Here is a 6,022-nt window from a genome sequence, read left to right as displayed (position 1 = left end):
GAGGTCGAGAACCCTCACATGACTGTTGCTGTCCACCGCCCTGGCCCTCACCACTGCCTGTATCGTCGTTTTGGTTATGACGGCCGACTCAACGTCGTACGCACCGGCCGCCGCCCCCGCCCCCGCGCACACCCCCCGGGGCCCCCGCCCTGCGCGCGGCGGCCCGGATTTCGCCTGCGGTGACCCGGAAGGCCCGCCTGCGGTGTCCTGTTCGAAGGTTCGAAGGTTCGAAAGTTCGAAGGGAGGAGCGTACGGGAGGAGATGCCGCCCCGGAGGGGGCGAACGGCCTCAGCCGCGCTGGATACCCGTGGTGTCCTGGAGCACGCCGCGCCGGCCGTCCTGCGTCTGTGCGATCAGGCCAGGGCCGCGCTGCTCGACCGCGAGATACCAGGTGCCCGGGGCCAGTTCGGCGATGGGGGCCGGTGAGCCGTCCTCCGCGTACAGCGGGCGGGCCACCGGAACCGCGAACCAGAACGGGGCGAACTCCCCGGCGGGGGCCTCGGCCGAGGGCTGCGGCTGGGAGTGCTGGGTGGCCGCGGGCTGCTGGGTGTCGTGCGGCTGGCCGGGGTGCCCGGCCTGGCCTCCGAACGCCGCGGGCTGCGGCTGCCCCGGCTGCGCACCGTAGGGCTGCTGGCCCTGGGCGCCCGGGTATCCGTACCCCTGGCCCGGTACACCGGCCGCCTGCACCCCGTACGGCGACGGCGTCACGGCGGCCGGCTTCGGCGCACTCAGCAGCGGGCCCTGGAGCGCCGGGACGAGCGGACCGGCCACGGCCGCACCCGCGAGCACCAGCGAGGCGATGAACCCGAGGATCAGACCGGCCCCCCGGCTCGACGCGTCGATGAGGGTCCAGAAAGCGGTCCACGCGGCGAAGACGGTGAACGCGACACCGAACTGGGCCATGTCGAGTCCGGCGACCTTGCGAGGCTGCGGCAGGGTGCGCGCCACGGTGATCAGGGCGGCCCCGATGACGCCGGCCAGATAGATGGCCATCAGTGTGCCCAGTGAGTCCCATGCGCTGGGGTTGTTCAGATTGGCGCAGTAGGAACCGCTGCACTGCTTGCCGTAAGAGGTGAGATCGAGGAACGAGGCGATGAACAGCACCACCGCTGCTCCGATCACCACGCCGTCGCCTCGTGTGAGGGAGCGGAAGTTCACGTAGGAGTCCTTAGTAGGTCGGCTCGTCGGGGCGGCGTGGAGCTCGGGGGCGGCTCCCCATCGTAGGGGTGAATCTATCGTCTGCCCGGGCGGGTCGTGTGTCGGGTCTCGTCACTCCGCGTGGAGAAAGCTGCTGATGCCGTCCGCGATCCCCTGTGCGGCCTTCTGGCGCCAGCTCCGACTCGTCAGCAGAGCGGCGTCCTTGGGATCACGCATATTGCCGCATTCGATGAACACTTTGGGCACGGTGGAGAGATTGAGCCCGCCGAGATCGCTCCGGGTGTCCAACCCCGTACCGTTGCCGATGTAGTTGGAGGGCGCGGTTCCGGTGTCCCGGGCGAACTTTTTCTCGATACGGGTTCCGAGACCGCGCGACGGGGCCACGATGTCAGTGGTGTTGGCCGCGCCCGCTTTCAACAGGGCGGGAAGGATCACATGGAAGCCGCGGTGGCCGACTGACGAACCGTCGGCGTGCACGGAGACGGCGGCGTCCGCTTTCGCCTTGTTGCCGGCGGCGGCCCGTTCGGGCACACAGGGGCCGAAACTGTGGTCGTCGTTCTGGGTCAGTCTGACCTTTACCCCTTGCTTTTCCAGCAGGGTGCGCGCCCGGTGCGCGACATCGAGGGTGAACCGGGCCTCCGCATAACCGCTATTGGTCGAAGTGCCGGTGGTGTCGCATTCTGTTGTGCCGTTACCGATATTCACCGGACGGTTGATTTCGGTCGGGTGACGGTAATTGTTCGGGTTGTGCCCGGGGTCGAGTACGACGACCTTCCCGGCGATCGACCGGTGACCGGCGGGAGCACCGCCGCCCGGCTTGTCGTCCTGGGAGTGTGCGGCTCCGCCGGGGGACTGGCTCACCGGCGCCGGGGGCTTCGTCGATGTGCTGTCGTCCGGGCCCACGGCATGCCAGACCAGCCAGCCCGCCAGACAGGCGGGCACCAGGGCGGCGGCTGTGATCACCCCCGGGGAGGTGCGGAGGCGGCGTGAGCGGGCGGGGCGGTGGTCGTCATCGTCGTACAGCACCACCCGAGCTTAAGCGCTGTCGTGGTGCGCCGGGTGGCTCAGATTCCGCTTCCGGTGCGGCGCAGGACCCGGAGCGAGCCGGTCACGGAGACCTCGGTGAAGGCGCCGGACGCGAGGGCCCTGAGGTAGACGCGGTACGGGGCCTGGCCGCCGTCGGCCGGGTCGGGGAAGACGTCGTGGACGAGCAGCAGTCCGCCGTCCGCGAGGTGCGGGGCCCAGCCCTCGTAGTCGCCGCTCGCGTGCTCGTCGGTGTGGCCGCCGTCGATGAACACCAGGCCGAGCGGCCCGCTCCAGGCCCTCGCGATCTGCGGGGAACGTCCGACCATCGCGATCACATGGTCTTCGAGACCCGCCTTGTGCAGGGTGCGGCGGAAGGTGGGGAGGGTGTCCATCAGGCCGACATCGGGGTCCACGACGGAGGGGTCGTGGTACTCCCAGCCGGGCTGCTGCTCCTCGCTGCCGCGGTGGTGGTCGACGGTGATCGCGGGCACCCCGGCCGCGCGCGCCGCGTCGGCGATGAGGAGGGTGGAGCGGCCGCAGTAGGTGCCGACCTCCAGGAGCGGCAGGCCGAGCCCGGCCGCCAGCGCCGCCGCGTCGTACAGCGCGAGCCCTTCGTCCACGGGCATGAACCCCTTGGCGGCCTCGAACGCGGCCAGGGTCGCTGGCGTGGGGGCGGCCATGGGGATCCTCCTGTACGGAATGGAACGGAGCTGTGCGGAACCGGGCGGGTGGGACGGGTGCTTGCCCGGCCGGGCGGCCGGGCGGCTCATGGTAGATGCGGAGGCCGGGGGGTTGCGCAGGGGCCCCGCAACCGCCCGCCCGCGCAACCGCCCGCCTGCCGCGCGTGGCCCCGCAACCGGCCGCCAGGCGTCCGGGGCCAGGGCCGCCGCCTACCGGTTCGCGTTCTCCCTCTCCGGTACGGCCGCTCCCAGCCTCAGGTCCACCGTCACCCGTTCGTCCACGCTCGTGTACGCGACATGGGTGGCGAGCGGCGGCCGGCCGGGTGCGGTGGCGGCCAGGATGTACGTACCGGCCGACCGCACCGCGAGGGCGAAGGCGCCCGCGCCGTCCGCGACCACGATCCCCGACTGCCGGCCGCGGTGGTCGATCAGCGTCACCGTGGCGCGCGGTACCGGAGTGCCGTCGGCGTCGAGCACCCGGCCCCGGAACCCCCGGAAGTCCGCGATGCCGTGGGCGCCGTTGACGGCCTCGGCCGCCTCGGCGACCGGCGCCGTGATCCCCTCACTGGTGGCGAGAGGCCGGGGGGGTTGCGGCAGCGCGGCCGTGCGCCTGCGCGAGGGCAGGAAGACCGCGAACACCAGGCCGATGACCACGGCACCCGTGGCGATCATGAACGAGGTGCGGAAGCCGCTCATGCTCGGTACGGACACCGGGCCCATCGCGACCGACGAGTGCGCGAGCACCATGCCGATCACCGCACTCGACACCGAGGTACCGATGGAGCGCATCAGCGTGTTCAGTCCGTTGGCCGCGCCCGTCTCGGAGGGGTCGACCGCGCCGATGATCAGCGCGGGGAGCGAGGAGTAGGCGAGACCGATGCCCGCGCCGACGACGACCGAGATGATGATGGTCTGCCAGGGCGCGCTCATCAGGGCGAGCCCGGCCCCGTAACCGACCGCGATGATCAGCATGCCGATCATCAGCGAGACCTTGGGGCCGAACTTCGCGGCGATCCTGGCGTAGACCGGTGCGGTGAGCATCATCGTGAGGCCGAGCGGCGCCACACACAGGCCGGCGACCACCATCGACTGCCCGAGGCCGTAACCGGTCGCCTTCGGCAGCTGGAGCAGCTGCGGCAGGACCAGCGAGATGGCGTAGAAGGCGACACCGACCATGATCGACGCCAGGTTGGTGAGCAGCACCTCACGGCGGGCCGTGGTGCGCAGGTCCACCAGGGGTGCGGCGATCCGCAGCTCCATCACGCCCCACAGCAGCAGGATGGCGAGCGCCCCGCCGAAGAGCCCGAGCGTGGTGCCCGAGGTCCAGCCCCAGTCGGAGCCCTTGGTGATCGGCAGCAGCAGGCAGACCAGACCGGCCGAGAGGCCGAGCGCGCCGAAGGTGTCGAAGCTGCCCGGGGCACGGGTCGACGACTCCGGTACGAAGACGAGAGTGAGCGCCATCGAGAGGACACCGAGCCCGGCGGCGCCGAAGAACAGGGCGTGCCAGTCGGCGTGCTGGGCCACCAGGGCGGCGGCCGGCAGCGCGAGTCCGCCGCCGACGCCGATGGAGGAGCTCATCAGGGCCATCGCCGAGCCGAGCTTCTCGCGCGGGAGTTCGTCGCGCATGATCCCGATGCCGAGCGGGATGGCGCCCATGGCGAAGCCCTGGAGCGCACGGCCGACGATCATGACCAGCAGGTTCTCGGTGAACCCGCAGATCAGCGAGCCGATCACCATGACGGAGAGGCTGACGAGCAGCATCCGCCGCTTGCCGTAGAGATCGCCGAGCCGTCCCATGATCGGCGTGGCTATCGCACCCGCGAGCAGCGTGGCGGTCATGACCCAGGTGGCGTTCGACGGGGCGGTGCTCAGCAGCGTCGGCAGATCTTTGATGACCGGGACGAGCAGCGTCTGCATGACGGCCACGACGATGCCTGCGAAGGCGAGTACGGGGACGATGCCGCCCCTGCCACGGGGGGAGCGCGGATCCTCGGCGATTGTCTCGGGCAGCAAGGCAGCGGCCTGTGTCATACGTGAAGCCTCCGGGGGCGTAAGACGGGCCGGCAGCGGGCCGGGCGTCCAGGTGGTTGCATCGTGAAAGCTTCCGGAGGCGGCCGTGTATTCCGGTAAACGCCATATAAGTGCCGCGTGATCTGTATCACCCGGCCCCGCCTCGGTATCTGACCTTCCGTCAGAATGTAACGTGTTCTAGTCTCGTTGCGCATGGGCATCGGAATCACGCAGGAGCAGAGGGAGTTGGCCGAAGCCGTACGGGGGCTGCTGGCGCGCGAGGTGCCGCCGGGGAAGGCCCGCGCACGGCTCGACGCGCCACCCGGCGGTGACGGTGGTGGCGGTACCGGGGGCCGCCCGGGTGCGCGGCCGGCCCACTGGGACGTGCTCGCCGGGCAGGGGCTGCTGGGCGCGCACCTCCCCGAGGAGTACGGGGGAGGGGGCGGCGGCCTCGTCGAGCAGGCCGTCATCCTGGAGGAGGCGGCCCGGGCGGCGCTCCCCGGCCCGTATCTGCCGACCGTGCTGGCCTCCGCCGTACTGCACCGGGCGGGCCGCCCCGATCTCGCGGCGCCGCTCGCGGACGGCCGCCGTACCGGCGCGGTGGCTCTGGGAAACCCGGACGATCCGGTGCTCGGCGGTGCGGAGGCCGATCTGGTCCTGCTGCGCCACGAGGGGCGCTGGGCCGCCGTGGACGCCGACGGGCTCGATGTGCGCCCCCAGCAGAGCGTGGACCCGACCCGGCCGACCGCCGGGGTACGGCTGCGGGGAGAGATCCCCGCCGACCGGCTGCTGACGCTCGACGCCACACTCGTCACCGATCTGGCGGCCGTCCTCTTCGCCGCCGACGCCTGCGGCACCGCGGCCTGGGCGCTGCACACCGCCACCGAACACGCCAAAGTACGCGAGCAGTTCGGGCGGCCCATCGGCCAGTTCCAGGCGGTCAAGCACCTCTGCGCGGACATGCTGCTACGGGTCGAGCAGGCCAGGGCGCTGACCTGGGACGCGGCGCGGGCCGCCGGAGAGGGCGCGGATACGGCGGGCACGGAAGCGGCGGACGCGGGCGTGGCGGGCGCCCGGGCGGGCCCCCCCGCCCCGCCGGGGGGCCCCCCCCCCCGCGCCCCACGCAGACGCGCGCGCCGCCCCCCCCC

Annotated in this window: 5 protein-coding genes; 1 reads left to right on the top strand and 4 read right to left on the bottom strand. The window is 71.9% G+C overall.

What is annotated here, in order from left to right:
• Positions 1-288: 288 nt before the first annotated feature.
• The 4 genes from ACFXBC_RS31610 to ACFXBC_RS31595 form a co-directional block, all read right to left on the bottom strand.
• The gene (locus ACFXBC_RS31610) at positions 289-1,158 is read right to left on the bottom strand and encodes a DUF5336 domain-containing protein (protein ID WP_385032289.1); all 870 of its coding nucleotides are present in this window, start codon (positions 1,156-1,158) and stop codon (positions 289-291) included.
• A gap of 111 nt (positions 1,159-1,269) precedes the next feature.
• A complete protein-coding gene (locus tag ACFXBC_RS31605; protein ID WP_385032285.1) occupies positions 1,270-2,184 on the bottom strand; it encodes an N-acetylmuramoyl-L-alanine amidase in 915 nt (304 codons plus the stop codon).
• 38 nt (positions 2,185-2,222) lie between these two features.
• Positions 2,223-2,864, bottom strand: coding sequence for a class I SAM-dependent methyltransferase (locus ACFXBC_RS31600; protein ID WP_385032281.1), 642 nt, complete (start codon positions 2,862-2,864; stop codon positions 2,223-2,225).
• 210 nt (positions 2,865-3,074) lie between these two features.
• The gene (locus ACFXBC_RS31595; RefSeq protein WP_385032278.1) at positions 3,075-4,895 is read right to left on the bottom strand and encodes an MFS transporter; all 1,821 of its coding nucleotides are present in this window, start codon (positions 4,893-4,895) and stop codon (positions 3,075-3,077) included.
• Between the two features lie 192 nt (positions 4,896-5,087).
• Here ACFXBC_RS31595 and ACFXBC_RS31590 point away from each other — a divergent pair.
• Positions 5,088-6,022, top strand: a 935-nt coding sequence (locus tag ACFXBC_RS31590; protein WP_385032275.1) for an acyl-CoA dehydrogenase family protein, incomplete at its 3' end; no start/stop codon positions are given.

Origin of the sequence: Streptomyces sp. NPDC059398 (assembly GCF_042751845.1) — a bacterium.
Taxonomy (GTDB): domain Bacteria; phylum Actinomycetota; class Actinomycetes; order Streptomycetales; family Streptomycetaceae; genus Streptomyces.
Note: the sequence above shows the minus strand (reverse complement) of the source record. Positions and strands in the feature narration are given on the sequence as shown.